Origin of the sequence: Pseudomonas sp. RIT-PI-q, from assembly GCF_001297125.1 — a bacterium.
Classification (GTDB): domain Bacteria; phylum Pseudomonadota; class Gammaproteobacteria; order Pseudomonadales; family Pseudomonadaceae; genus Aquipseudomonas.
The window spans coordinates 115,407-140,050 of sequence record NZ_LHPC01000021.1; the positions used below are offsets into that span (position 1 = coordinate 115,407).

Genomic DNA, 24,644 nt, shown 5'->3' on the forward strand with positions numbered 1-24,644 from the left:
GATCTCAGCGCTGGTGACGGATGCGTGGGTTGGCAAAGCCGTAGAGGATGTCCACCACGAAATTGACCACAATCACCAGGCAGGCGATTAACAGGATGCCGTTTTGCACCACGGGATAATCCCGTGCGCCAATGGCTTCGATCAGCCATTTGCCGATGCCCGGCCAAGAGAAGATGGTTTCGGTCAGGACTGCACCGGCGAGCAATGTACCGACTTGCAGGCCGACCACGGTCAGTACCGGAATCAGCGCGTTGCGCAGGCCGTGGACGAACACCACGCGCGACGGCGACAGGCCTTTGGCGCGGGCGGTACGGATGTAGTCTTCACGCAGCACTTCGAGCATCGAAGAGCGGGTCATCCGCGCAATCACCGCCAGCGGAATGGTGCCCAGCACAATGGCCGGAAGGATCAGGTGATGCAGGGCGTCGAAGAACGCACCGACGTCATCGGCCAGCAGCGTATCGATGAGCATGAAGCCGGTGCGCGGCTCGATGTCATAGAGCAGGTCGATCCGCCCGGAGACCGGGGTCCAGCCCAGGGACACCGAGAAGAACATGATCAGGATCAGGCCCCACCAGAAGATCGGCATCGAATATCCCGCCAGGGAGATGCCCATCACCCCATGGTCGAACAGGGATCCTCGCTTGAGTGCCGCGATCACCCCGGCCAGGAGGCCCAGGATGCCGGCGAACAACAGGGCGGCCATGGACAGTTCCAGGGTCGCGGGGAATAGAGACGTGAATTCGCTCCACACACTTTCACGGGTACGCAGGGATTCACCGAGGTCGCCGTGGGCCAACTTGCCGATGTAGTCCAGGTATTGGGCATACAACGGTTTGTTAAGGCCAAGGCGTTCCATTGCCTGAGCATGCATTTCGGGGTCGACACGACGTTCGCCCATCATCACTTCCACGGGGTCGCCAGGAATCATGCGAATCAACGCGAAAGTCAGCAAGGTGATGCCGAAGAACGTGGGAATCAATAACCCCAGTCGGCGGGCAATAAAACTAAACATCTTGTGGTGTACCTCATCAGCCGGTTAGGCGTGCCCGGCATTCCTGGGTCAGGAATGCCGGTAGTTTCTTATCTACTTCACCTGGGTGGTGGCGAAGTTATTAGTGGTGAGCGGGCTAATGTGATAGCCCTCTACGTTGTTGCGCATTGCAGTGAACATACGGGTGTGCGCCATGCTGATCCATGGCTGGTCCTGGTTGAAAACCTCCTGGGCTTGCTCATAGAGCGCTGCGCGTTCCGCCGGGTTAACTTTAGCCCGGGCTTCATCGATCAGCGCCTGGAACTTCTCATTGCACCAGCGCGCGTAGTTTTCGCCGTTTTTGGCGGCCTCGCAACTGAGCATAGGCGTCAGGAAGTTATCCGGGTCGCCGTTATCGCCCGCCCATCCGGCGGAAACCATGTCGTGCTCGCCATTTTTCGCGCGTTTGAGCATTTCGCCCCATTCCATGACGCGAATATCGACCTTGATCCCGACCCGTGCCAGGTCCGACTGCATCATCTGCGCGCCGAGCATAGGGTTAGGGTTGGTCGGGCCGCCACCGTTACGGGTGAACAGGGTGAACGTGGTGCCTTCCGGTACGCCGGCTTCCTTGAGCAGGGCGCGCGCCTTGTCCAGGTCGTGGGCCGGGTTCTTCAGGGTGTGGTTGTAACCCAGCAGGGTGTCCGGGTACGGGTTGACCGCTGCCGTTGCATTGCCTTTGCCAAACAGTGCATTGACGTAGGCTTCCTTGTCGAAGGCGATGTCGATGGCTTTGCGCACCCGCACATCACTCATGTACTTGTGAGTGGTGTTCATGGCGACGTACGAAACGGTCATCGCGTTCAGTTCGTCGACTTTCAGGTTGGTGTCTTTCTTGATGCTCGGGATGTCATCCGGTTTCGGATACAGCGCGATCTGGCACTCGTTGGCCTTGAGCTTTTGCAGGCGCACGTTGTTGTCGGTGGCGATGGCCAGGATCAGCGCGTCAGCCGGTGGCTTGCCACGGAAGTAGTCCGGGTTGGCCTTGAAGCGAACCTGGGCGTCCTTGTTGTAGCGCTGGAAGACGAACGGGCCGGTGCCCACCGGTTTGTTGTTCAAGTCGCCGGTCTTGTTGGCCTTGAGCAACTGGTCGGCGTATTCGGCGGAGTAGATCGAGGAGAAGGCCATGGCGATGTCGGCCAGGAACGGCGCTTCACGACGGGTCAGGGTAAACGTGACCGTGTTGTCGTCGATCTTCTCGACACTTTTGAGCAGTTCTTTGAAGCCCATGCTTTCAAAGTACGGGAAGCCCACGCTCGACAGCTTGTGCCATGGATGGTTTGGGTCCAGCTGACGCTGGAAGCTCCAGACCACGTCGTCGGCATTCATGTCGCGGGTCGGCTTGAAGTATTCGGTGGTGTGGAACTTGACGCCTTTACGCAGGTGGAACGTGTAGGTCAAACCGTCTTCGCTGATGTCCCAGGAGTCGGCCAGTGCCGGAATCACTTCAGTGGTGCCGGGCTTGAAATCCGCCAGGCGATTGAAGATGGTTTCGGCCACTGCATCGGCGGTGACTGCAGTCGTGTACTGGACCATGTCGAAGCCTTCCGGACTGGCTTCGGTGCAAACCACCAGGGGTTTGGCCGAGACGCCAACAGCGACACTCAGCAACGCGGCCGCGATGGCCGCACGTAGGGGAAGCATTTTCATCAAGAACCCTCTGCAATCGGTTGAAAGGACAAAAGCCGAACGGCCGATTCATTACTGAATCAGCCGTTCGGCAGGTGCATTACAGGATGTTGAACGGGATGGTGGTCACGAGACGGAACTCGTTGATGCTGCCATCCGCCTGGTTTTCGCTGGCGCGGTGAGCGGTGTAGGTCGCCCGGATCGCGGTGGCTTTGAGCGGGCCACTCTGTACGGCGTACGAAGCACCGATGCCGTATTCATAGTGGTGTTCGCCGTCCTGGGACTGGATACCGTCGTAACCCTTGCCTGCTACACCTTCGTTGCCGGTGTAGTGAGTACCGTCGATGCCCCAGCCGCGAGCCTGGTAGATGTTGAACTTCAGGCCTGGCACGCCGTATTCGGCCATGTTCAGACCGTAGGCAATCTGGAAGGACTTCTCGTTCGGGCCGTTGAAGTCCGACAGCAGGGAGTTGGCCAGGTAGATGCCGTTGGTTTCGTGCAGGTAGTCGAAGTATTCGTTACCGTTCACTTCCTGATACGAGAAGGTCAGGCTGTGGGCCTGGTGGGTCAGGCCGAACGACAGGGAGTAAGTGTCGTTATCGATTTCGCCCAGTTTGGCCGAACCTGAATCGACAGTTTTGTAGTAGTTCAGGCCGGTGGTCAGGCTCAGAACCGAACTGTCACCCAGCACGTGAGTGGCGCCGAAGTAGTACTGGTTCCACAGGTCTTCAGCCTGGGTGCCCCACAGGCTGGTGGTCAGGCTGGCGAACGGGGTGTAGGTAATACCGGCCGTGTTGACGTGATCGGTTTCAGCATCCGAATTGCCGTATTCGGAGCGGAACTTGCTCAGGCTTTCTTCGGTACGCGGCGAAACGCGGTCAAAGGTTCCTGCGTCGAAGGACAGGTTGTTCAGCTCTTCGCTGTGGATCGCCACGCCTTCGAAGCTCGAAGGCAATGGACGGTTGCCGATCACATCGACCTGCGGACTGCTGAAGTTCATGCGGCCGGCGGTCAGGGTGGTGTTGGAGACACGGGCCTTGATGTTGGCCAGGCCGATTTTGCTCCACTGACCTTGAGCGTCGCCGCCTTCTTTGGTCAGGGTACGGTTGTTGCCTGCGCCTGGACGAGTGCCCGGTGCGCCGCCGTTGTTGGACGCCAGGTTCTCGCGGTCACGTTCCAGCGCGATGGCGTTGTAGGCCGCCACTTCAGTGCTGAAACCCACGGTGCCTTCGGTGAAGCCCGAGTTGTACTTGACGATGGTGCCCTGGACCCAGTTGATACGACGATCAGTCGGAGTCGAAACGCCATCTTTTTTATAGGCGAACTTGCCACCACGTTTCAGTTGTTCGTTGGCATACCAGTTACGGGTGCTGCCGGTCACTGTGCTGCCTTCGATAAAGCCGGTTGCATCGGCTTGAGCGCTTTTGGTGTTGACCGTAACCGGGGTGAATTCCTGGCTCTGGGTTTCTGCGTACGCCGAGGCGGTTACGCTGCTGATGGCCAAGGCCAATAACGCGGTGCTGCTCAGTTTCATGGGTGAAGCTCCTTACTTTCTTTTTTTTAATGCCGGTCTTTTTTGGTGATCCGGCTATTTGGTTTAGAACTCATACAAGGCATCGCAAACGTTTGCTGTAGACCGGTTTGGCGATTTACGGCAATACGCTTGCGTGAGGGCGCAAAGCGCCCCCAGCGGTTCTGGGCTAATCGGTTATTTTTCTATGCTGACACCCGAGAAGACGTTACGACCGAAAGGACTCACCTTGAATCCTTCGATTTTGGCGCTCAACGGCTGGTTGACCGTCGAGTGGGCGATTGGCGTGATCGGCACCTGCTGCTTGAGGTACTGCTGCGCCTGTTTGTAGAGCACGGTGCGCTGGTCACGGTCGGTGACGACCTTGGCCTGCTTGATCAATTTGTCGTACGCCGGATCACACCACATGGAGTAGTTGTTGCCACCAATGGCGTCGCAGCTGTACAGCGTGCCGAGCCAGTTGTCCGGGTCCCCATTGTCACCGGTCCAGCCGATCAGGCTGATGTCGTGCTCGCCATTCTTGGTGCGCTTGATGTACTCGCCCCATTCGTAGCTGACGATCTTGACCTTGAGACCGATCTTGGCCCAGTCAGCCTGGAGCATCTCGGCCATCAACTTGGCGTTGGGGTTGTACGGGCGCTGGACCGGCATGGCCCAGAGGGTGATTTCGGTGCCTTCCTTCACGCCCGCAGCCTTGAGCAGCTCCTTGGCTTTTTCCGGGTTGTAGGCGGCGTCTTTAATGGTCTCGTCGTAGGACCATTGGGTCGGCGGCATGGCGTTGACCGCCAGTTGCCCCGCGCCTTGGTAAACGGCGTTGAGAATGCTTTGCTTGTTCACCGCCATGTCCAGCGCCTGGCGCACTTCGAGCTGGTCGAAGGGCTTGTGCCGAACGTTATAGGCGATGTAGCCGAGGTTGAAACCGGGCTTCTCGATGAGCTTCAGGTTCGGGTCGCTTTTCAGCGCGGCCACGTCGGCAGGGCGCGGGCTCAGGGTGATCTGGCACTCGTTGGCCTTGAGCTTCTGCACCCGCACCGACGCGTCGGTGTTGATGGCGAAAATCAGGTTCTCGAGTTTGACCCGGCTCTGGTCCCAGTATTGCGGGTTGCCGGTGTAACGGATGTTGGAATCTTTCTGGTAGCTCTTGAAGGCAAACGGGCCAGTGCCGATCGGCTTCTGGTTGATGTCGCTCGGTTTGCCTTCGGCCAGCAGTTTGTCGGCGTATTCGGCGGACAGGATGGCGGCAAAGCTCATGGCGATATTCTGGATGAACGCGGCGTCGACGTTGTTGAGCGTCATGACCACGGTCAGCGGCCCGGTCTTCTCGACCTTGGCGATGTTCTTGTTCAGGCTCATCCCGTTGAAATACGGGAACTCGGTCGGATAAGCCTTACGGAAAGGTTGCTGTGGATCCAGCATGCGATTAAACGTGAACAGCACGTCATCGGCGTTGAAATCGCGGGTCGGCGTGAAGTATTTGGTCGTGTGGAATTTCACCCCTTCGCGCAGGTGAAAGGTGTACTTGAGACCGTCCTCGGAAATATCCCAGCGAGTGGCCAGGCCTGGTACGACGTTGGTGGCGCCTTTTTCAAACTCTGCCAGTCGGTTGTACAGCGGCTCGGCGGCGTCGTTATCGGTCGCGGTCGTGTACTGCGCGGTATCGAAGCCAGCAGGGCTGCCTTCGGAGCAGAATACCAGGCTGTTGTTGGCGGCCTGGCTGATTGAAGTGGCGGCCAACAGGCCGGTGCCCAGCAATGCGGATAAAACCAAGGTATGGCGCATGACGCTCCCTTTACTCTTTCTTAGTGTTATTCAATGCGCCGCCGTCCCGTCCGGGGACGAGGGGGGCTGCACTGATCTCAAACCATGACATGCAGCAAACCGATGGCCCACGCATGAACTGGTCAGATCCCGACGGTATGAACCGTGGGTCTGGCAGTAAATGCGAAAAGCCTGAAAGACTCGTAGGAAAAGGCAATGCGTCCTAACGCGCTGCTGTGGTACGCAGTGGCTTTGGACGTAGGCGGATTCCTGCTTTCTCGGTAGATAAAGCAACGGCGACGTCAAAAACGTCGCCGTTGCAAAACCTTATTTGCTGACGCTGACGCCGTAGAAGGAGTTCAAGCCGAATGGGCTGATCTTGAAGTCCTGCACGTTGTCGCGCATGGGTTGGAACACCGTCGAGTGAGCGATAGGTGTCATTGGAACGGCGTCTTTGAGGACGTGTTGCGCCTGTTTGTACAGTTCGGTGCGCTTGGCCTGGTCGGTTGTGCGCTTGGCTTCCTTGACGATGCCATCGAACTTTTTGTCGCACCACTTGGAGAAGTTGTTGCCTTGCAGCGAGTCGCAGCCGAACAGCACGTTCAGCCAGTTGTCCGGGTCACCGTTGTCGCCGCTCCAGCCAATCAGCATCGCGCCGTTTTCACCGCCTTTGGAGCGCTTGATGTACTCGCCCCACTCGTAGGTCACGATCTTGGCCTTGATACCGATCTTGGCCCAGTCGGACTGCAGCATTTCAGCCATCAGCTTGGCGTTCGGGTTGTACGGACGCTGTACCGGCATCGCCCACAGGTTGATCTCGGTGCCTTCCTTGATGCCGGCTTCCTTGAGCAGCTCCTTGGCTTTCTCAGGGTTGTACGGCGCATCCTTGATGGTGGTGTCGTAAGACCACTGGGTCGGTGGCATGGCGTTGACGGCCAGTTGACCTGCACCCTGGTAAACCGAGTCGATGATCTGCTGCTTGTTGACGGCCATGTCCAGTGCCTGACGCACTTTCAACTGGGCCATCGGGTTCGGCTGATCGCTGCCCTTGATCTTGTCCATCACGTTGTAGGCGATGTAACCCAGGTTGAAACCAGCCTGGTTAGGTACTTTCAGAGTCTTGTCTTCCTGAAGCGCCTTCAGGTCGGCCGGGCGTGGGAACAGAGTGATCTGGCACTCGTTCTTCTTCAGCTTCTGGATACGTACCGACGGGTCGGTGGTGATGGCGAAGATCAGGTTGTCGATCTTGACGTCGTCAGGCTTCCAGTAGTCCTTGTTCCCGGTGTAGCGGATGTTGGAATCTTTCTGGTAGCTCTTGAACACGAACGGACCCGTGCCGACCGGCTTCTGGTTGATGTCGGCGGCCTTGCCTTCCTTGAGCAGCTGGGCAGCGTACTCAGCGGATTGCACCGAAGCGAAACTCATGGCCATGTTCTGGATGAACGCGGCATCAACTTCTTTCAGGGTGAACTTGACGGTGTGGTCGTCGACTTTATCGATCTTGGTGATGTTGGTGTCCATCCCCATGTCGGTGAAGTACGGGAATTCGGTCGGGTACGCCTTACGGAACGGATCATCCTTGTTAATCATGCGATTAAAGGTGAACAGCACGTCGTCGGCGTTGAACTCACGAGTCGGTTTGAAATACGGGGTGGTGTGGAACTTGACGCCTTCACGCAGGTGGAAGGTGTAAGTCAGGCCATCATCGGAGATGTCCCACTTGGTCGCCAGACCAGGAATAACGGCGGTGCCGCCGCGCTCGAACTGAGTCAGGCGGTTGAACATGGTTTCTGCAGAGGCGTCGAAGTCGGTTCCGGTGGTGTACTGACCAGGATCAAAACCGGCCGGGCTCCCTTCGGAGCAAAACACCAGGTTAGTCGCCGCTTGGGCGAAAGGTGCGCTAGCTAACAAGCCTGCGCCGACTAAAAACGGAATGACCGCGTGTTTAAGCATGGTGGCCTCATGATTTGTTGTCATTTTTGGAATTAGAGGACGACCTCGTGAGTCGTGCCTGCGGATACTTATGCAGGGGCCGTACCCAATGCAAGATGCAGAGCGACCACAAGCCTTAAACAGTGGCACGAACGTACCTTAATGTCGCATATGTATAAATTGGAGCGCATTTGACCGTTTGCGCACGGTTTTTTCGGTGCAAACTGCGCACCCGCAAGGGGCAACCGGGGCGGCGTGCGCACCCGGTTGGGGCGGGGTGTTACTTATTTATACTCACCCCATAGAAGGGTGTGAGGCCGAACGGGCTGATCTTGAAATCAGTGACCTCTTTGCGCAAAGGCTGGAACACCGTCGAGTTCGCAATCGGTGTGATAGGTACTTGTTGTTTAAGGATTTGCTGTGCCTGTTGATACAGTTTGACGCGCTGCTGTCTGTCAGTGGACACCTTGGCTTCCTGCACGAGTTTGTCGTACGCCGGGTCGCACCATTTGGCGTAGTTGCTACCTTTCACCGCGGCGCAGCTGTAGAGCACGCCCAGCCAGTTGTCCGGGTCACCGTTGTCGCCGGTCCAGCCGTAAATCATCGCGTCGTGTTCGCCGTTCTTGGCGCGTTTGATGTACTCGCCCCACTCGTAGCTGACGATGTTGGCGTTGATCCCGACCTTGGCCCAATCCTGCTGGATCATCTGCGCCGACATCCGCGCGTTGGGGTTCGAGGCACGCTGCACGGTCATGGCCCATAAATTGATGGTAGTACCGGGTGCAACCCCTGCTTCTTTCAGTAGCGCCTTGGCTTTCGTCGGGTCGTGGGGCGCGTCCTTGATGCTTGGGTCATAAGACCATTGCGCCGGTGGCAAGGCGTTTTGCGCGAGTTGGCCGGCACTCTGGTAGACGGCTTTGATGATGGCGGGTTTGTCGATGGCCATGTCCAGGGCCTGGCGGACTTTGAGTTGGTCCAGCGGCGGATGGGTCACGTTGTAGGCCAGGAAACCGAGGTTGAAGCCGGCTTGCTTGAGCACGGTCAGGTTCGGGTCTTTCTCCATGATCTCGATATCCGCAGGGCGCGGGTAGCCGCTGACCTGGCATTCGCCGGCCTTGAGTTTTTGCAAACGAACGGCGGCGTCCGGGGTGATCGAGAAGATCAGGTTGTCGAGCTTCACGTCCTCGGGTTTCCAGTAGGCCTTGTTGGCGGCATAGCGGATTTGCGAGTCTTTCTGGTAGCGCTTGAATACGAACGGGCCGGTGCCGACGGGTTTCTGGTTGAGGTCGGCGGCTTTGCCTTCCTTTAGCAGTTGGGCAGCGTATTCGGCGGACTGCACCGAGGCGAAGCTCATGGCGAGGTTTTGCACGAACGCGGCGTCGACGTTGTTCAGGCTGAAACGCACGGTGTGTGGGTCGATTTTGTCGACGCTTTTGATGGTGGTGTTCAGGCCCATGTCGGTGAAGTACGGCGACTCGGCAGGGTAGGCTTTGCGGAAGGTATTCTCGGGGTCGAGCAGGCGTTGGAAGGTGAACAGTACGTCGTCGGCGTTGAAGTCGCGGGTCGGGGTGAAGTAGTCGGTGGTGTGGAATTTCACGCCGTCGCGCAGGTGGAAGGTGTAGCTGAGGCCGTCCTGGCTCACGTCCCAACTCGTCGCCAAACCGGGCTCGACTTCGGTGCCGCCGCGCTTGAATTGGGTGAGGCGGTTGAAGACGGGTTCGGCGGGGGCGTCGAAGTCGGTGCCGCTGGGGGTTTGGGTGGGGTCGAAGCCGGCGGGGCTGGCTTCGGAGCAGTAGACCAATGTCGTGGCCGCTTGGGCGATGGGGGCTGTGGTGGCTAAGGCGAGAGCAAGCAGAAGCGGTTTGACGGTGGTTCTTTCCATGGAATCCCCGGGGGGTTGGGCTGCGGGATTTTCCTGAGCGTAGCGTTGTTGGTGGGGTGTGCCCAAATATCCATTTGTGAGGGCGACCCCTTGGTTCGGGTATACGCCGATGTGCATTTTGATCTTGACGGCCTGATAGCCGACCATGCTCTTTCAGGTGTACATATCCGTTATTTGGTAACGGACGCTATTGGTTCCGCCCTTACGGCGGGTCACTTGGAAGAGCCCCAAGTAACCAAGGGCTTTTGCCCCTTTCGTTCGGTGCCTCGCCTAGGCTCGGCATGCCCTCGCTCCGGTCCTGCTCCGTGGGCCCACTGCGCAGAACCTGCGCTCGGCCTCTCGATGGGGCTGTGCGTCAAAATCAAAAGCGACAGGCGAGCTAACGCTCGACCTTGAGTGGGGGAAAGCAAAAGCGTACGCCGCTCTGCATCTGATTTTCTGTAGGAGCGAGGCTTGCCCGCGAAGGCGGCCTTATAGCCGACCAATCCCTCGCAGATGCACCCGGTTCAACTGTGGGAGCGAGGCTGCTCGCGATGGCGGTAGGCCAGTCAGCACACAACCCGACTGACCCACCCCGACATCAAGGCATCAACACTTCGATCGACCCATCCGCCGTCATGCTGACCTGGCTGGTGCCCGCTTCGACTTCCGGTGTCACCGGGGCGGAATCCATGCTCGCAGCCTTCATCATCATTGGCCCGCGCATGTACGGCTGTGGATAACCGTTGCTGTTCAGGTTCAGGTTGACGATTTTGTAGCCTTTGCCACCGAGGGCGTCGGTGGCCAATTGGGCGCGGGCCTTGAAGGCGGTAACGGCGTCTTTGAGCAGCGCGTCTTCGCTGGCCTTGCGGGTGGGTGTGGCGATGGCGAAGTCCATGCCGCCCATTTTCAGGTCGGTGAGCAGTTCGCCGGTGAGTTTCGACAATGCTGCGAAGTCCGAGCTTTCCAGGCGCAGTTCGGCGCGTTCGCGCCAGCCGGTGATTTTCTGGCCTTTGGTGTCGTAGATCGGGTAGCTGTTGCGGCTGCCCTGGCGCAGGGTGATGTCCTTGACTTGCTTGGCCTGGGCCAGTGCCTTGTTCATGGTGGTGCTGACGTCGGCGGCGAGTTTGGCCGGGTCGGTGTTCTGTTCTTCGGTGTAGAGGGTCACGATCATCAGGTCGCGGGCCACTTCCTGACTGACTTCGGCGCGCAGGGAAATCTGGTTGTAATGAAGCTCGTCGACGGCCAGGGCCGGGAGGCTGGCGACGGTGCCAACGCTGAGGGCAAGAAGGGCGGCGCTGCGGCGGAACGTGTGCATGAAAACTCCTTGGGCGATGCGCAGGGGCTAAAGTCCGAGCCTGCGTGAAACCATCAGACTCTAGCTTTAATGATCCGGTTCGCCCAGTTACAACTTCTATACAGATCGTAGGTGGCCGCTTCGCGACCATTCGCGGGCAAGCCTCGCTCCTACAAGTCCGTGTCGTTCCCACAATATTTAGCCGACGCGATCCTGTAGGAGCGAGGCTTGCCCGCGAAGGCATTTTTGCAGACGCAGCAAACCTCTCCGCCCTGTGGCCGTTTGCCGCACTTTTGCCTGCCAGCCCCTGCGCTTGGTTATACTCCCGGCGATCCGCCTGGAGCGCTCATCAGGAGAGCTCATGCTCGCCGCCGTTCAAATCACTTCCGCCACCCGCCAGAACCTCTGGCGGCTGACGTTCATCCGCACCTTGGTGCTGGCCGCCCAGGCCGGTTCCGTAGGCCTGGCCTACTGGCTCGACTTGCTGCCGCTGCCCTGGTTTCAACTGGCCGCGACCCTCGGTTGCTCGCTGCTGCTGTGCGCGTTCACGGCGATCCGCCTGCGCACCTCGTGGCCCGTCACCGAACTCGAATACGCCGTGCAACTGGCCTGCGACCTGTTTATCCACAGTGCCTTGCTGTATTTCTCCGGCGGTTCGACCAACCCCTTCGTCTCTTATTTCCTGGTGCCGCTGCCCATCGCCGCCGTGACCTTGCCGTGGCGTTATTCTGTGATTCTGTCCGGTATCGCGCTGACGATGTACACCCTGCTGCTGGCGCGCTTCTATCCGCTGCAAACCTTCCCGATCGCTCGGGAAAACCTGCAGGTCTACGGGATGTGGCTGAGTTTCGCCCTGGCCGCGGCGGTGATCACCTTCTTCGCTGCGCGCATGGCTGAAGAACTGCGCCGTCAGGAAGAATTGCGAGCCATTCGTCGAGAAGAAGGCCTGCGCGATCAGCAACTGTTGGCCGTCGCGACCCAGGCGGCCGGCGCCGCCCATGAACTGGGCACGCCGCTGGCGACCATGAGCGTGTTGCTCAAGGAAATGCGTCAGGACCATCATGACCCGCTGTTGCAGGACGACCTGAGCGTGCTGCAGGATCAGGTCAAGTTGTGCAAAGAGACCTTGCAGCAGTTAGTTCGCGCAGCGGAAGCCAATCGCCGTTTGGCGGTGGAGATGCAGGACGTCACCGACTGGCTCGACGAAGCGCTGAACCGCTGGCACCTGATGCGTCCGGAAGCCAGTTACCGCTTCCAGCGCCTCGGCCAAGGCACCGTGCCGCGCATGGCGCCGCCGCCGGACCTGACCCAGGCGCTGCTGAATTTGCTCAACAACGCCGCCGATGCGTGCCCCGAAGGGTTGCAGGGGACGCTGGACTGGAATGCCGAGGACCTGACGATCAGCATTCGCGACCACGGCGCCGGTGTGCCGTTGGCCATCGCCGAGCAGATCGGCAAGCCGTTTTTTACCACCAAGGGCAAAGGTTTCGGCCTGGGCCTGTTTTTGAGCAAGGCCAGCGTGACACGCGCCGGCGGCTCAGTGAAACTCTACAGTCATGAGGAAGGTGGCACGCTCACCGAGCTGCGCCTGCCCCGTGTCGCCCGAGGAGACGAACATGAGTGACGAGATTCAAGTCGAAGGTGAAGGCGAAGAACTGCCGCATTTGCTGCTGGTAGACGACGACGCAACGTTCACCCGCGTCATGGCCCGCGCCATGGCCCGTCGCGGTTTTCGCGTCAGCACCGCCGGTTCCGCCGAAGAAGGCCTGACCATCGCCCAGGCCGACCTGCCGGATTACGCCGCGCTGGACCTGAAAATGGACGGCGATTCCGGCCTGGTGTTGTTGCCCAAGCTGCTGGAGCTGGACCCGGAAATGCGCGTGGTGATCCTCACCGGTTACTCGAGCATCGCCACCGCCGTCGAGGCGATCAAGCGCGGCGCCTGCAATTACCTGTGCAAACCGGCCGACGCCGACGACGTGCTGGCGGCGCTGCTTTCCGAACACGCCGACCTCGACACCCTGGTGCCGGAGAACCCGATGTCGGTAGACCGCCTGCAGTGGGAACACATCCAGCGCGTGCTCACTGAGCACGAAGGCAACATCTCCGCCACTGCCCGCGCCTTGGGCATGCACCGCCGCACGCTGCAGCGCAAGTTGCAGAAGCGTCCCGTTCGTCGCTGAACCTGCGCTGAACGAATGCCGGCCGTTCCTCGCGACAAACCGAACCGATCATCTATGATCGGTTCGTGTGTGTTCTTTTCTTTATCGAGCCTTATCCATGAATCAGAACGCTGAATATTCCGCGGTCAACGATGCTGTGCGCGGGCAGTTTTTTCGCAAAGTCTGGGCGATGACCACGCCGTACTGGCGCAGCGAAGAGAAGGTCAAGGCCTGGACGCTGCTGATCGCCGTGATTGTGCTGTCGCTGGTCAGCGTAGGCATCTCGGTGTGGTTCAACACCTGGTACAAAGATTTTTACAACGCTTTGCAAAAGAAGGATGAAGCTGCGTTTTGGCAGTTGATTCTGTATTTCTGCGCGATTGCGGCAGTGGCGATTGTCGGTGCGGTGTACCGGCTCTATCTGACCCAAATGCTGACCATCCGCTGGCGGGCCTGGCTGACCGAAAAGCATTTCGCCCGTTGGCTCGGCAACAAGAATTACTACCAGCTGGAGCAGGGCGGTTACACCGATAACCCGGACCAGCGGATTTCCGAAGACCTCAACAACTTCACCTCCAACACGCTGGAGCTGGGCATTGGTTTGCTGCGCAACATTGTCAGCCTGGTGTCGTTCTCAATCATTCTGTGGGGCGTGTCGGGCAGTATCGAAGTGCTCGGTTTCACCATTCCCGGCTATATGTTCTGGTGTGTGCTGGTCTACGCCGTGATCGGTAGCTGGCTGACCCATTTGATCGGTCGTCGCCTGATCGGCCTCAACAACCAACAACAACGCTTCGAAGCCGACCTGCGTTTCTCCATGGTTCGTGTTCGCGAAAACGCCGAAAGCATTGCGTTGTACAACGGCGAGCCGAATGAAAACCGGCGCTTGAGCAGCCGTTTCGGCCTGGTCTGGCACAATTTCTGGGACATCATGAAAGTGTCCAAGCGCCTGACTTTCTTTACCGCCGGTTATAGCCAGGCCGCCATCATCTTTCCGTTCATGGTCGCCGCACCGCGTTATTTCGCGGGCAAGATCGAACTGGGTGAGCTGATGCAAATCAGTTCGGCGTTCGGCAACGTGCAAGAGAGTTTCAGCTGGTTTATCAGCGCGTATCAGAACCTCGCCGCGTGGCGTGCCACCTGTGATCGTCTGTTGAGTTTCCATCAGGCCATGCGCGACAACGAAGAGCGGGCGCCAGCGATCGATGTGCAGAACCAAGGGGACGCGCTGAAGGTGCACAACCTCGGGCTCGACCTGGCTGACGGTCGTCACCTGCTGACCAACGCCGACATGACCGTGGAGGAGGGCGAGCGCGTCATGCTCAGTGGTCGTTCCGGCAGCGGCAAGTCAACCTTGCTACGAGCGATGGGGCATTTGTGGCCGACGGGCCACGGCAGCATTCGTTTGCCAGCGGCGCGGTATCTGTTCCTGCCGCAAAAGCCGTATCTGCCGATTGGTACGTTGCGTGAGGCGCTGAGTTATCCACAGCCCGGCGAAACCTACCCGAACGAGCGTTATGTGCACGTGCTGGAAGCCTGTCGCTTGCCGCATTTGGTGGCGCGTCTGGATGAAGCGAATCACTGGCAGCGCATGCTGTCGCCGGGTGAACAACAACGGCTGGCCTTCGCTCGTGCGCTGCTGTATGCGCCGCAATGGCTGTACATGGACGAGGCGACCTCGGCGATGGATGAAGAGGATGAAGCGTCGCTGTATCAGGCGTTGATCGATGAGATCCCGGGGCTGAGCATTGTCAGCGTCGGCCATCGCAGCAGCCTGAAGCGTTTCCATCCACGGCACATTCGTATCGACAACGGCCATCTGGTGGATCAAACCGTAACCGCCTGAACACCACACCTCCTGTAGGAGCGAGGCTTGCCCGCGAAGGCCATCACACGGGTTCCACTAAGGACCGCGTGATCGTTCTTCGCGGGCAAGCCTCGCTCCTACAAGGGCGGTGGGTGATCGTACAACCCGCTTGCGCTATGATGCGGTTTCAGCCGAATTTTTCGAGAAAGAACGTTCACCATGGAAAACCCGATCGACGCACCTCGCCTCCCTCGCAAGCGCCGCAGCCTCGCTCAGGAACTGGTGACCGTGCTGTCCGAGCAGATCCGCGACGGTCACCTCAAACGTGGCGACAAATTGCCCACCGAGTCGGCGATCATGGATGCCCATGGCGTCAGCCGCACCGTGGTGCGCGACGCGATTCCCCGTTTGCGGGCGGCGGGGCAGGTGGAACCCCGCCACGGTATCGGCACCTTCGTGCTCGACACCCCGAGCCCGAGCGGTTTTCGGATCGACCCGGCTACCGTGGTGACCTTGCGTGATGTGTTGGCGATTCTGGAACTGCGCATCAGCCTCGAAGTGGAATCCGCCGGCCTCGCCGCGCAACGCCGCAGCCCTGAGCAGCTGGCGTTGATGCGCGCCGCGCTGGATGCGTTGAATGAAAGTGCATCGCATGCCAGTGATGCGGTGGCTTCGGACTTCCAGTTTCACCTGCAAATTGCCCTGTCGACCGGCAACCGCTACTTCACCGACATCATGACCCACCTGGGCACCAGCATCATTCCGCGCACGCGGCTGAATTCGGCGCGGCTGGCCCATGACGATCAGCAGCACTACATGAGTCGTTTGAGTCGCGAACACGAAGAGATTTACGACGCGATTGCCCGCCAGGATTCCGATGCGGCGCGCGCGGCGATGCGCTTGCACCTGACCAACAGTCGCGAACGGCTGCGGCATGCGCATGAAGAGGCAGAGGCGCAACGGGGCTGAGATTTTCGTTGCCAGAAAGGACGCCATCGCGGGCAAGCCCGGCTCCCACAGTGTTGTGTGTCGATCACAATAGTGCGAACACACATAAAACACTGTGGGAGCCGGGCTTGCCCGCGATGGGGCCAGCAGCCTTCAATTAATCTTTCAGGCGATCTTCAGAATCGAACGATCCACCCGCACCGCCAATTCACCAGCCCCGGGTTTGGCATCAAAAGCCGCCAGCCCCTGAGCATCCACCACCGCCCGAGCAATCGGCACGCCCTTGGCCAACAATTCCAGCGGCGCACCCTTCATCGATTGCCCCGAGGCCAATTCCAGTTTCAATGTGATAGTCATCTTCGATCTCCTTATCAGGCAACGTTGCCGGTCGGTTGATAGTCCTTGAGCAGCAGATACGTGCTCCAGCCCCACCAGTCGTCGACGGTGGCGGTGTCGTTCAGGTTGTTAACGTCCTTGCGCCGCAGCACCTTGCTGCCCTCGACCTTGAACAGCGGCGAGAAATTGCCCGCAGGGTTCAGCGCGGCTTGCAGATCCGGCAGCTTTTGCAGCGCGGCGAAGCTAGGGGGCGCGATACCGCTGAGGTACGCGGCGAAGATCTCATCCGCCGACACCTGCACCGCTTGATTGACCTGGACACGGTTGGCGTCGTCGATGGCATCGAAGTAGCGCTTGTCGCCATACACGCGCCACTGGTCGCCGTTGCCATTGCGCGCATTAAGGCCGAACTTGCTGTCTTCGTCGTGCATGAAACGGGTAATCAACGACCCCAGGTCGCTGGGCGTGACCACCGCCGCCAACTGTTTGCGCGGCACTCGCAGGTGGCCGGCGGAAAACAGGTCGGTCAGGTAATGATCGGCAAACGCGTTCATGGCATAGGCCAGTTCCAACTGCCGCTCATCGCCACTGTTGCGCGCCGCGACTGCTTGTTGCAACGCGGCCGTGTGCCCGGTGATGTACGCCAGCAGCGCCCACTCGCCAAAGTGGTCGGCATTGTTGGCGGCCAGCTTCAGGTAACGCCCCAACGGGAACAGCGCCGAGACGAAACTGCCGCCGCCGGTGATCGTGTTCCACTCTTCCGACAACGTATCACCCAGCGCGTCATAGGCTTCGTGTGCTTGTTTGCCGTCGTTGATCGCTTGCTTCACCGCGGCGATTTCCTTTTGCATCACGCCGAGAATCAACCTGGCCTCGGCATTGGCGGCCGGCAGCACCGCCAGGGAGTTGAAGGCGTTGGTAAACCGCTGGATTCGGTCGGTAGCTGTCGCGCCTTCGCTGACCGGTTGATCGGGGATTCCATAGAAATCACCGCCCAGCGCAACGATTTGGCCATAGGTCAGCGCCAGCCCATTCGGCAGGTGCAGCTCTACCTGCGAAGCCGCCATGGCCGGCGCATCCTTGACGAAACGCAGCAGGGTGTTGTCACCGATAGCGGTGTGTTCGCCACCCTCGAACCTCAGCTGTGGCCTGCCTTTCAAGGCTTTGCCGTGAGCGGTGGAGAGTGATGCGGATTTATTGGGCGCGTGGTTGTGCGGATCAGAGATCAGCAGCACCAGATGATGGTTGTCCGCGGAAATACCGATGCCTTGCTCGGTAAAAAGCTCATCCAGTTCGGCAATGACCGGTTTCGGGTTTTCCTGCGGTTGTGTGTGTAGACCTGACATTTCTAGCTCCTTGATATGTCGTCGGTATGAATCAATTAACTGTATGCATATACAGTCATTCCGAGCATAGAGGAGATTTTTCCTACGTCAAGAAAATACCTTTCCGACATGAAATCTTCAGATCGGCGATGAAATGCAGTTGACGGTTATTATTTAAGTTGTACGATGACCTACAACTTCGGCGCAGGCTGAACGGTTTTCTCACATAACGTCGCTACTCAGGGTGTTCGAATAATGAATCCACAAGAACTGAAGTCCATCCTCTCTTCCGGTCTGCTGTCCTTCCCGGTCACCGACTTCAATGCTCAGGGCGATTTCCATCGCGCCGGCTACATCAAACGTCTCGAATGGCTGGCCCCATACGGCGCCTCGGCATTGTTCGCCGCGGGCGGCACCGGTGAGTTCTTCTCTCTGGCGGCCAGCGAATATTCGGAAATCATCAAGACCGCCGTCGACACCTGCGAAACCAGCGTGCCGATCCTGGCCGGTGTTGGCGGTTCGACTCGTCAAGCCATCGAATATGCACAGGAAGCCGAGCGCCTGGGCGCCAAAGGCCTGTTGCTGCTGCCGCACTACCTGACCGAAGCCAGCCAGGACGGCGTTGCCGCCCACGTTGAAGCCGTGTGCAAGTCGGTAAAAATCGGCGTGGTGGTTTACAACCGTAACGTCTGCCGCCTGACCGCACCGCTGCTGGAACGTCTGGCCGAGCGCTGCCCGAACCTGATCGGCTACAAGGATGGCCTGGGCGATATCGAGTTGATGGTGTCGATCCGTCGCCGCCTCGGTGATCGCTTCAGCTACCTGGGCGGTTTGCCAACCGCCGAAGTGTACGCCGCTGCTTATAAGGCGTTGGGCGTGCCGGTTTACTCCTCGGCGGTGTTCAACTTCATTCCGAAAACCGCGATGGATTTCTACCACGCCATCGCCCGCGAAGATCACGCCACCGTCGGCAAGATCATCGACGACTTCTTCCTGCCGTACCTGGACATCCGTAACCGCAAAGCCGGTTACGCGGTGAGCATCGTCAAGGCCGGGGCAAAAATTGTCGGCTATGACGCAGGTCCTGTGCGTGCACCGCTGACCGATCTGACGGGCGAAGAGTACGAAATGCTCGCCGCGCTGATCGACAAGCAAGGTGCGCAATAACACACCCGATTAAACAAGGCCGCTGAGCAATCAGCGGCCTTTTGCGTGAGGAGAAATCTCGTGGCAGAAGCAAAGCGTTTTGACAACTACATCGGTGGCCAATGGGTTGCCGGCGCCGACTACTCCACCAACATCAACCCTTCGGAGTTGAGCGACACCATCGGTGAATACGCCAAGGCTGATCTGGCCCAGGTTCACGCCGCCATCGACGCCGCACGCGCCGCGTTCCCGGCGTGGTCGACCTCGGGCATCCAGGCTCGTCACGATTCACTGGATAAAGTCGGTACGGAAATCCTCGCCCGTCGCGAAGAACTCGGCACCCTGCTGGCCCGGGAAGAGGGCAAGACCCTGCCCGAAGCCATCGGCGAAGTGACCCGCGCCGGCAATATCTTCAAGTTCTTCGCCGGTGAGTGCCTGCGTTTGTCCGGCGACTACTTGCCGTCGGTACGTCCGGGTGTGAACGTCGAAGTCACTCGCGAAGCGCTGGGTGTGGTCGGCTTGATCACGCCGTGGAACTTCCCGATCGCGATCCCTGCCTGGAAAATCGCCCCGGCCCTGGCCTACGGCAACTGCGTCGTGCTGAAACCGGCTGATCTGGTGCCGGGTTGCGCCTGGGCGCTGGCCGAAATCATCTCCCGCGCAGGCTTCCCGGCTGGCGTGTTCAACCTGGTGATGGGCAGCGGTCGAGTGGTTGGCGATGCGCTGGTGCAGAGCCCGAAAGTCGACGGCATCAGCTTCACCGGTTCTGTCGGTGTCGGTCGTCAGATCGCCGTCAGCTGCGTGTCGCGCCAGGCCAAGGTTCAGTTGGAAATGGGTGGCAAGAACCCGCAGATCATTCTCGACGATGCCGACCTCAAACAAGCGGTCGAGCTGTCGGTGCAGAGCGCGTTCTACTCCACCGGCCAGCGTTGCACCGCTTCCAGCCGCTTCATCGTCACCGCCGGGATTCACGACCAGTTCGTTGAGGCCGTGGCCGAGCGCATGAAGTCGATCAAAGTCGGCCATGCGTTGAAAGCCGGCACCGACATCGGTCCGGTCGTCTCGCAAGCACAGCTTGAACAGGATTTGAAGTACATCGACATCGGCCAGTCCGAAGGTGCACGTCTGGTCAGCGGCGGCGGCTTGGTGACGTGCGATACCGAAGGCTACTTCCTCGCGCCCACCCTGTTTGCCGACAGCGAAGCGGCGATGCGCATCAGCCGTGAAGAGATCTTCGGCCCGGTGGCCAACGTGGTTCGCGTCGCGGATTACGAGGCGGCGCTGGCCATGGCCAACGACACCGAATTCGGTTTGTCGGCGGGCATTGCCACCACCTCGCTGAAGTACGCCAACCACTTCAAGCGCCACTCCCAGGCCGGGATGGTGATGGTCAACCTGCCGACCGCCGGCGTGGATTACCACGTGCCATTCGGTGGGCGTAAAGGTTCATCCTATGGCTCCCGCGAGCAAGGTCGCTACGCGCAAGAGTTCTACACCGTCGTAAAAACCAGCTACATCGGTTCGTAACAGCAACACCGCGGTGCCGGGTCCGACCGAGCACCGTGCCCTCTGTAGGAGCTGTCGAGAGAAACGAGGCTGCGATCTTTTGATCTTGATTTTTGGCGCCCTTAAAGGGGTTAAAGATCAAAAGATCGCAGCCTCGTTTCTCTCGACAGCTCCTACACAGGGAGCAAACCTGTTTCACCCCGCATAAAAATAATCAGTGGGAGTACATCTACATGCAAGCGACCAAGCCGACCCACGTCCGCTATTTGATTTTGCTCATGCTGTTTCTGGTGACCACGATCAACTACGCCGACCGGGCCACTATCGCCATCGCGGGCTCCAGCCTGCAAAAAGACCTCGGCATCGACGCGGTCACCCTCGGTTATATCTTCTCTGCATTCGGTTGGGCCTACGTGGCCGGGCAAATTCCCGGTGGCTGGCTGCTGGACCGTTTTGGCTCGAAAAAAGTCTACGCACTGAGCATCTTCACCTGGTCGCTGTTCACCGTGCTGCAGGGTTACGTCGGCGAATTCGGCATGTCCACGGCGGTCGTTGCGCTGTTCATGCTGCGCTTCCTGGTGGGCCTGGCCGAAGCGCCGTCCTTCCCTGGCAACGCGCGCATTGTCGCGGCCTGGTTCCCGACCGCTGAACGCGGCACGGCCTCGGCGATCTTCAACTCGGCGCAATACTTTGCCACCGTGTTGTTCGCACCCCTGATGGGCTGGATCGTCTACAGCTTCGGCTGGCAGCACGTGTTCATCGTCATGGGCGTGATCGGTATCATCTTCTCGGGCATCTGGCTGAAAGTTATCCACAGTCCGCGCCAGCACCCGATGATCAACGAGGCCGAGTTTCAGCACATCGCCGACAACGGCGGCATGGTCGACATGGACCAGGACAAAGGCAAAGGCAAAAAGGTCGACGGCCCGAAGTGGGACTACATTCGCCAATTGCTGACCAACCGCATGATGCTCGGCGTGTACCTCGGCCAATACTGCATCAACGGCATCACCTATTTCTTCCTGACCTGGTTCCCGGTGTACCTGGTGCAAGAACGCGGCATGACCATCCTCAAGGCCGGTTTCATTGCCTCGTTGCCGGCGATCTGCGGCTTCATCGGTGGCGTGCTCGGCGGGGTGATTTCCGATTACCTGCTGCGCAAGGGCCATTCCCTGACCTTCGCCCGCAAGGCGCCAATCATTGCCGGTTTGCTGGTTTCCAGCAGCATCGTGGCCTGTAATTACGTAGACATCGAATGGATGGTGGTCGGCTTCATGGCCCTTGCGTTCTTCGGCAAAGGCGTGGGCGCACTGGGCTGGGCTGTGGTGTCCGACACCTCGCCAAAACAGATCGCCGGTTTGAGTGGCGGCCTGTTCAACATGTTCGGCAACATCGCTTCGATCACCACGCCGATCGTCATCGGCTACATCATCAGCTCCACCGGTTCGTTCAAATGGGCGCTGGTGTTCGTCGGTTGCAACGCACTGGTCGCGGTATTCAGCTACCTGGTGATCGTTGGCCCGATCAAACGTGTGGTGTTGAAAGAGCCGCCCGTCAGCGGTCCTGAAATAAGCAATAAATTATCTGAAGCGCATTCCTGAGGAGCGGCGTCATGCAGTTGATTGAACATTCCGACTCGCCGCGCTACATCCGTCTGCACGAGCGGGACAATGTGGTGATCGTGGTCAACGACCAGGGCGTGCCGGCCGGCACCGAATTTCCGGACGGCCTGGTCACCGTGGACTTCGTGCCACAGAGCCACAAGGTCACTCTGGAAGACATTCCTGAGGGCGGCCAGGTGATTCGTTACGGCCAGACCATTGGCTACGCGTTGCAGCCGATTCCGCGCGGCAGCTGGGTCAAGGAAGATCAACTGCGCATGCCCACCGCGCCGCCGCTGGACAGCCTGCCGCTGTCCACCGAAGTGCCGGCGGCGCAGGCACCGCTGGAAGGCTTCACGTTCGAGGGTTATCGCAACGCCGACGGCACCGTCGGCACGCGCAATATTCTGGGGATTACCACCACGGTTCAATGCGTCACGGGCGTGCTGGATCATGCCGTCAAGCGCATCAAGGACGAACTGCTGCCGCAGTACCCGAACGTCGATGACGTGGTGGCGCTGACCCACAGTTATGGCTGTGGCGTGGCGATCACCGCCGCTGACGCGTACATCCCGATCCGCACCGTGCGCAACCTGGCACGCAACCCGAACCTCGGCGGCGAAGCGCTAGTGATCAGCCTGGGCTGCGAGAAATTGCAGGCCGGGCAGGTGATGCATGAAAACGACAGTTCGGTGGATCTGAGCGAGCCGTGGTTGTACCGCTTGCAGGATTCGAGTCACGGTTTCACCGAGATGATCGAGCAGATCATGGCGTTGGCCGAGACCCGTTTGAAGAAGCTCGATCAACGTCGCCGGGAAACCGTGCCGGCGTCCGAGTTGATCCTCGGCATGCAGTGCGGCGGCAGCGATGCGTTCTCCGGGATCACCGCCAACCCGGCGCTGGGTTTTGCTTCGGACCTGTTACTGCGGGCCGGTGCGACGGTGATGTTTTCCGAAGTCACCGAAGTGCGCGATGCGATTTACCTGCTGACGTCCCGGGCGGAAACCAAGGAAGTCGCCGAGGAACTGGTGCGCGAAATGGACTGGTACGACCGTTACCTGGCCAAGGGCGAAGCGGATCGTAGCGCCAACACCACGCCGGGGAACAAGAAGGGCGGGTTGTCGAACATTGTCGAGAAGTCGTTGGGCTCGATCGTCAAATCCGGCAGCAGCGCGATCAACGGGGTGCTGGGCCCTGGCGAGCGCTTCAAGCGCAAAGGGCTGATTTTCTGCGCGACGCCGGCCAGCGATTTTGTCTGCGGCACGTTGCAACTGGCGGCGGGGATGAACCTGCATGTGTTCACCACCGGGCGCGGCACGCCGTATGGTTTGGCGATGGCGCCGGTGGTGAAGGCCTCGACCCGTACCGAACTGGCGCAGCGCTGGCCGGACCTGATCGATATCGATGCCGGGCGGATGGCCCCCGGGCGGGCGACGATTGAGGATTTGGGCTGGGAGTTGTTCCACTACTACCTGGACGTCGCCAGCGGCAAGAAACAGACGTGGGCCGAGCGGCACAAGCTGCATAACGACATCACCTTGTTCAACCCGGCGCCGATTACCTGAGACCGCGTTATCGTTCTTCGCGGGCAAGCCTCGCTCCTACAGGTTTAGCGCAATCCTTGTAGGAGCTGGCTTGCCAGCGAAAGCGGTCTACCAGACGCCAACGTCCCGGGTGGCTTATCATTAGCCGCCTATCGACGCTCACCCAAGGTTCCCTCCGGCATGCTGGCTATCTTCCTCGAAACCCTGAACATCACCGCGCCGGTGTTTGCCATGCTGTTTCTGGGTGTGCTGCTCAAGCGCATCGAGTGGATTAACGACAACTTCATCCACACCGCCTCGGCGCTGGTGTTCAACGTCACCATGCCGGCGTTGCTGTTTCTGGGCATCCTGCATGCCGACCTGCACGCCGCGTTGCAGCCGGCGCTGCTGATCTATTTCTCGATTGCGACGCTGCTGTGTTTTGCCATCGCCTGGGGCTGGGCGATCTTGAAGTGCCCGCTTGAAGACCGGGGGATTTACACCCAGGGCGCGTTTCGCGGTAACAACGGGGTAATCGGGCTGGCGCTGGCGGCGAGCATGTACGGCGACTACGGGATTTCCCTCGGGGCGATCCTCGCGGCGTTGGTGATCCTGTTTTACAACACGCTCTCGACCATCGTGCTGGCGGTGTACAGCCCGGTGATCAAGTCCGATCCGTGGAGCATCTGCAAGAGCGTGTTCAGCAATCCGCTGATCATCAGTGTGTTTGCAGCGGCGCCGTTTGCCTACTTCAAGCTCAGCTTGCCGGGATGGCTCGAAACGTCCGGCCAGTACCTGGCGCAAACCACCTTGCCGCTGGCACTGATCTGTATCGGCGGCACGCTGTCGCTGGCGGCGTTGCGCAAAAGCGGCGACATGGCGTTGAGCTCAAGTCTGGTGAAGATGATCGGCCTGCCGGTACTGGCGACGCTCGGCGCGTGGTTGTGGGGCTTTCGTGGGGCGGAGTTGGGGATTCTGTTTCTGTACTTCGGCAGCCCGACGGCGGCGGCCAGTTTTGTCATGGCCCGTCAGGCCAATGGCAATCATGAACTGGCGGCTGCGATCATTGTGATTACGACGTTGATGGCGGCGGTGACCACTAATATCGGGATCTTTGTGTTGCAGTGGGGCGGGTGGATTTAGCTTCGGGATGTAGGGTGTTCGTAAGGGCCTTATCGCGGGCAAGCCCGCTCCCACAGGGTTGTGCTTTGTTGCACAGATTGCATGTACACCAAAGACAACTGTGGGA

18 protein-coding genes are annotated in these 24,644 nt (G+C 59.4%); 9 read left to right on the plus strand and 9 right to left on the minus strand.

Annotation, left to right across the window (positions count from 1 at the left end; all coding sequences use genetic code 11):
* Nucleotides 1-4: 4 nt before the first annotated feature.
* The 7 genes from AEQ67_RS07300 to AEQ67_RS07330 all read right to left on the minus strand — a co-directional run bounded on the left by AEQ67_RS07300 (nucleotide 5) and on the right by AEQ67_RS07330 (nucleotide 11,062).
* Entirely contained in the window at nucleotides 5-1,015 is a 1,011-nt protein-coding gene (locus AEQ67_RS07300; RefSeq protein ID WP_059403215.1) for an ABC transporter permease subunit, read from the minus strand.
* A gap of 72 nt (nucleotides 1,016-1,087) precedes the next feature.
* Nucleotides 1,088-2,683: an ABC transporter substrate-binding protein gene (locus tag AEQ67_RS07305; protein ID WP_059403216.1), complete on the minus strand. Its 1,596-nt coding sequence runs from the start codon at nucleotides 2,681-2,683 to the stop codon at nucleotides 1,088-1,090.
* Nucleotides 2,684-2,762: 79 nt separating this feature from the next.
* Entirely contained in the window at nucleotides 2,763-4,196 is a 1,434-nt protein-coding gene (locus AEQ67_RS07310) for an OprD family porin (RefSeq protein ID WP_059403217.1), read from the minus strand.
* A 174-nt stretch (nucleotides 4,197-4,370) separates the two neighbouring features.
* A complete protein-coding gene (locus AEQ67_RS07315; protein WP_059403218.1) occupies nucleotides 4,371-5,972 on the minus strand; it encodes an ABC transporter substrate-binding protein in 1,602 nt (533 codons plus the stop codon).
* A gap of 306 nt (nucleotides 5,973-6,278) precedes the next feature.
* Nucleotides 6,279-7,904: an ABC transporter substrate-binding protein gene (locus AEQ67_RS07320; RefSeq protein WP_059403219.1), complete on the minus strand. Its 1,626-nt coding sequence runs from the start codon at nucleotides 7,902-7,904 to the stop codon at nucleotides 6,279-6,281.
* Between the two features lie 259 nt (nucleotides 7,905-8,163).
* Nucleotides 8,164-9,765, minus strand: coding sequence for an ABC transporter substrate-binding protein (locus AEQ67_RS07325; protein ID WP_059403220.1), 1,602 nt, complete (start codon nucleotides 9,763-9,765; stop codon nucleotides 8,164-8,166).
* Nucleotides 9,766-10,345: 580 nt separating this feature from the next.
* On the minus strand, nucleotides 10,346-11,062 hold the full coding sequence (locus AEQ67_RS07330; protein ID WP_059403221.1) for an SIMPL domain-containing protein: 717 nt from the start codon (nucleotides 11,060-11,062) through the stop codon (nucleotides 10,346-10,348).
* A gap of 340 nt (nucleotides 11,063-11,402) precedes the next feature.
* On the opposite strand from AEQ67_RS07330, the gene AEQ67_RS07335 reads away from it, so the two are divergent.
* From AEQ67_RS07335 to AEQ67_RS07350, 4 genes are all read left to right on the plus strand, one after another.
* Nucleotides 11,403-12,665 carry an ATP-binding protein gene (locus AEQ67_RS07335; RefSeq protein ID WP_059403222.1) on the plus strand — a complete coding sequence of 421 codons (1,263 nt, stop codon included), beginning with the start codon at nucleotides 11,403-11,405 and terminating at the stop codon, nucleotides 12,663-12,665.
* On the plus strand, nucleotides 12,658-13,224 hold the full coding sequence (locus tag AEQ67_RS07340; protein WP_008148925.1) for a response regulator transcription factor: 567 nt from the start codon (nucleotides 12,658-12,660) through the stop codon (nucleotides 13,222-13,224). The genes AEQ67_RS07335 and AEQ67_RS07340 overlap by 8 nt, the downstream gene beginning before the upstream one ends.
* A gap of 97 nt (nucleotides 13,225-13,321) precedes the next feature.
* Complete coding sequence (locus AEQ67_RS07345; RefSeq protein WP_059403223.1) at nucleotides 13,322-15,049, plus strand: ABC transporter ATP-binding protein/permease; 1,728 nt, start codon at nucleotides 13,322-13,324, stop codon at nucleotides 15,047-15,049.
* Nucleotides 15,050-15,229: 180 nt separating this feature from the next.
* Nucleotides 15,230-15,979 (plus strand): FadR/GntR family transcriptional regulator, encoded by a 750-nt coding sequence (locus AEQ67_RS07350; protein WP_059403224.1) that lies wholly within the window; start codon nucleotides 15,230-15,232, stop codon nucleotides 15,977-15,979.
* Nucleotides 15,980-16,123: 144 nt separating this feature from the next.
* On the opposite strand, the gene AEQ67_RS07355 is transcribed toward AEQ67_RS07350, so the two are convergent.
* Together AEQ67_RS07355 and AEQ67_RS07360 are read right to left on the minus strand one after the other, a co-directional pair.
* Complete coding sequence (locus AEQ67_RS07355) at nucleotides 16,124-16,315, minus strand: hypothetical protein (protein ID WP_059403225.1); 192 nt, start codon at nucleotides 16,313-16,315, stop codon at nucleotides 16,124-16,126.
* A 14-nt stretch (nucleotides 16,316-16,329) separates the two neighbouring features.
* Entirely contained in the window at nucleotides 16,330-17,640 is a 1,311-nt protein-coding gene (locus AEQ67_RS07360) for a hypothetical protein (protein ID WP_059403226.1), read from the minus strand.
* A 234-nt stretch (nucleotides 17,641-17,874) separates the two neighbouring features.
* Between AEQ67_RS07360 and kdgD the strand changes: the two genes are divergently transcribed.
* The 5 genes from kdgD (at nucleotide 17,875) to AEQ67_RS07385 (ending at nucleotide 24,538) form a co-directional block, all read left to right on the plus strand.
* Nucleotides 17,875-18,786 (plus strand): 5-dehydro-4-deoxyglucarate dehydratase, encoded by a 912-nt coding sequence (gene kdgD, locus AEQ67_RS07365; protein ID WP_046045831.1) that lies wholly within the window; start codon nucleotides 17,875-17,877, stop codon nucleotides 18,784-18,786.
* Between the two features lie 60 nt (nucleotides 18,787-18,846).
* Nucleotides 18,847-20,292 carry an aldehyde dehydrogenase family protein gene (locus AEQ67_RS07370; RefSeq protein WP_059403227.1) on the plus strand — a complete coding sequence of 482 codons (1,446 nt, stop codon included), beginning with the start codon at nucleotides 18,847-18,849 and terminating at the stop codon, nucleotides 20,290-20,292.
* A gap of 212 nt (nucleotides 20,293-20,504) precedes the next feature.
* Nucleotides 20,505-21,872 (plus strand): MFS transporter, encoded by a 1,368-nt coding sequence (locus AEQ67_RS07375; protein WP_059403228.1) that lies wholly within the window; start codon nucleotides 20,505-20,507, stop codon nucleotides 21,870-21,872.
* An 11-nt stretch (nucleotides 21,873-21,883) separates the two neighbouring features.
* The gene (garD, locus tag AEQ67_RS07380; RefSeq protein ID WP_059403229.1) at nucleotides 21,884-23,437 is read left to right on the plus strand and encodes a galactarate dehydratase; all 1,554 of its coding nucleotides are present in this window, start codon (nucleotides 21,884-21,886) and stop codon (nucleotides 23,435-23,437) included.
* Nucleotides 23,438-23,596: 159 nt separating this feature from the next.
* Nucleotides 23,597-24,538, plus strand: a complete 942-nt coding sequence (locus AEQ67_RS07385; protein WP_059403230.1) for an AEC family transporter — start codon at nucleotides 23,597-23,599, stop codon at nucleotides 24,536-24,538.
* The last annotated feature ends 106 nt before the right edge of the window (nucleotides 24,539-24,644 follow it).